The organism is Mycobacterium sp. (genome assembly GCF_035506235.1).
GTDB lineage: Bacteria > Actinomycetota > Actinomycetes > Mycobacteriales > Mycobacteriaceae > Mycobacterium.
On sequence record NZ_DATJPU010000223.1, the window covers coordinates 1 to 2501 of the forward strand.

2 protein-coding genes are annotated in these 2501 nt (G+C 65.2%); one reads left to right on the forward strand and one right to left on the reverse strand.

What is annotated here, in order from left to right:
• Positions 1–73: 73 nt before the first annotated feature.
• Positions 74–796: a hypothetical protein gene (locus VMD50_RS20580; protein ID WP_325430190.1), complete on the reverse strand. Its 723-nt coding sequence runs from the start codon at positions 794–796 to the stop codon at positions 74–76.
• A 200-nt stretch (positions 797–996) separates the two neighbouring features.
• On the opposite strand from VMD50_RS20580, the gene VMD50_RS20585 reads away from it, so the two are divergent.
• On the forward strand, positions 997–2304 hold the full coding sequence (locus VMD50_RS20585; RefSeq protein WP_325430192.1) for an ISL3 family transposase: 1308 nt from the start codon (positions 997–999) through the stop codon (positions 2302–2304).
• Positions 2305–2501: the final 197 nt, after the last annotated feature.

Sequence of the window (2501 nt, forward strand, 5' to 3'; positions counted from 1 at the left end):
CGGGCCAGCGCAGCCGTGTTGGTCTGCGAGTCTCCTGGCCGCGCGGCGGCAGTGCCCCATCGTTTGGCCCCGCTCAGTCCTCGTCGTCGAAATCGTCGTCGCCACCGTCGAACGGGTCGAACTCCTCGTCGTCCCCGGTGACCCCGCCGCCCTCACTCACCGCCAGCCGCCCGCCGCCTGTCGGCGGCGGCCCTGGCCTGCCCTCCAGCTTCGCGAGCACCATCTCCTGGTATTCGGGGGGAAGCTCCTTCATGACCGCGACGATGCGATTCATCTTCGCGTGCGCCTCGGCCCACCCCCGCTCGTCGTCGCCTTGGGCGGCCAGCTTGCCCAGCTCGCGGGCCGCGGCGAACCCTTGATCGACCGAAACCGTGGTGGCCTCGTCGATCATCGTTTCAAAACCTCGCTGCATCAGCGTCGTGAAAAAAGCCATCGGTGTGAGAAGGGACGTAACCCCCTTCTCGAAGCTGGCCGCCTCTGCCTGCTGCTCCATGATTCGGCGCCAGAGGGCGGCTGCTGGCTGCTGTAGGTTGAAGTGCTTGAGCCGGTGTTTGCCCAACGAATCCGCGGTGATCTGGCTCTTGCGCGGAAGGGACGCGTTGACCGGCTGCAAGGCATCCAGGATCGCGGCCAAGCTGTAGCCGCCCGCCAACATCCCGTTGACCTTCGCACGCAGGTCAGGGCGGCGACAGACGCGGCACCGCGGCTCGATCGTGAACGCCAGTTCGCCCTCCTCGCGCATCCGGGTGAGGTGCTGGCCGACCGCGTCGCTGTCATTCTCGGTCTCGGTCGTCATACACCGTCCTTCACCGTCTTTGGCCGGGCGAGCGGAGCGCGGTTGCGTCTAGCTCCCAGCGGTTCCCTCGTACTCCGTTCATTCTTTAGGGGCTCTTCACAGTTGAGGGTGTAGAGGTGGTTGGCGCGTCGCTACCGGGATAGGGGTCGAGGTCTTCAGAAGATGAGGGTTCCTACACACCTGATCTGGAAGACCTCGACGTGCCTGACGTTACCTTTGCTTGCCCTGATCTGACCACGTTTTGCCACCTCGATGAACTCGGGCTGGAGGTGACCGGCCAACACCTCGCCACGGACCGAGCAGTGCTGGCGTGCCGGATCACCGACGACGACTCGTGGTGTCGGCGTTGCGGAGAACAGGGCACCGTGCGAGACAGCGTCACCCGCCAACTTGCCCACGAGCCGTTCGGATGGCGGCCCACCACCCTACTGGTCACGATCCGGCGCTACCGCTGCCAAGGATGCGCCCATGTGTGGCGCCAAGACAGCGGCAAGGCCGCCGAACCGCGGGCCAAACTGTCCCGGCGCGGATTGCGGTGGGCGCTGGAAGCCATTGTCTGCCAACATCTGTCCGTGGCCCGGATCGCCGAAGCGCTGGCGGTGTCGTGGAACACCGCCAACAACGCGGTGCTCGCCGAAGGACGCCGGGTCCTCATCGCCGATCCGGACCGCTTCGACTCGGTGGCGGTGATCGGCGTCGACGAACACGTCTGGCGGCACACCCGCCGCGGCGACAAGTACGTCACCGTCATCATCGACTTGACCCCGGTCCGCGACAAGACCGGCCCGGCCAGGCTGCTCGACATGGTCGAGGGCCGATCCAAGAAGGCATTCCAGGACTGGTTGGCTGAGCGGCCCAAGCAGTGGCGTGATGGTGTGCAAGTCGTTGCCATGGACGGATTCTCCGGGTTCAAGACCGCCACCACCGAAGAACTACCCGGGGCGGCGACAGTGATGGACCCCTTCCACGTGGTGCGCCTGGCCGGCAACGCCCTCGACGAATGCCGGCGCCGGGTCCAGATGGACACCTGCGGGCACCGCGGCCGCAAGACCGACCCGCTCTACGCCTGCCGGCGCACCCTACAGACCGGGGCCGATCTGCTCACCGACAAACAGAAGATCCGGCTGAGCGCCCTGTTCTCCATCGACGCCCATGCCGAGGTCGAGGCCACCTGGCAGATGTATCAGCGCACCGTGGCCGCCTATCGGCACCCCGACCGCAAGACCGGCCGCACCATGATGGCCGCGCTGATCACCACGCTAAGCGCCGGCGTCCCCAAGCCCCTGCAGGAAGTCATCACACTCGGGCGGACGCTGAAGAAGCGTGCCGCCGACGTCCTGGCCTACTTCGACCGGCCCGGCACATCCAACGGGCCGACCGAAGCGATCAACGGCCGCCTCGAACACCTCCGCGGCTCAGCCCTCGGCTTTCGCAACCTCACCAACTACATCGCCAGATCCCTACTGGAAACCGGCGGATTCAGACCCCGACTACACCCCCGATTGTGAAGAGCCTCTTTAGGTTCCAGGAGCGGGGAAGCGGTACCTGAACCCGGTTGTGGCGGCCTAGAGGCTAACGCTCACCATATGCGCGCACCTCCTAAAGGGGGTGCGCAATGCAATGGCCAAGAGGTACCTAGCTAAGGAGTCACCGACAATCTTTACGGTTATCTCTTCTCAGATTTGATAGAACCAGTTCCCAAAAT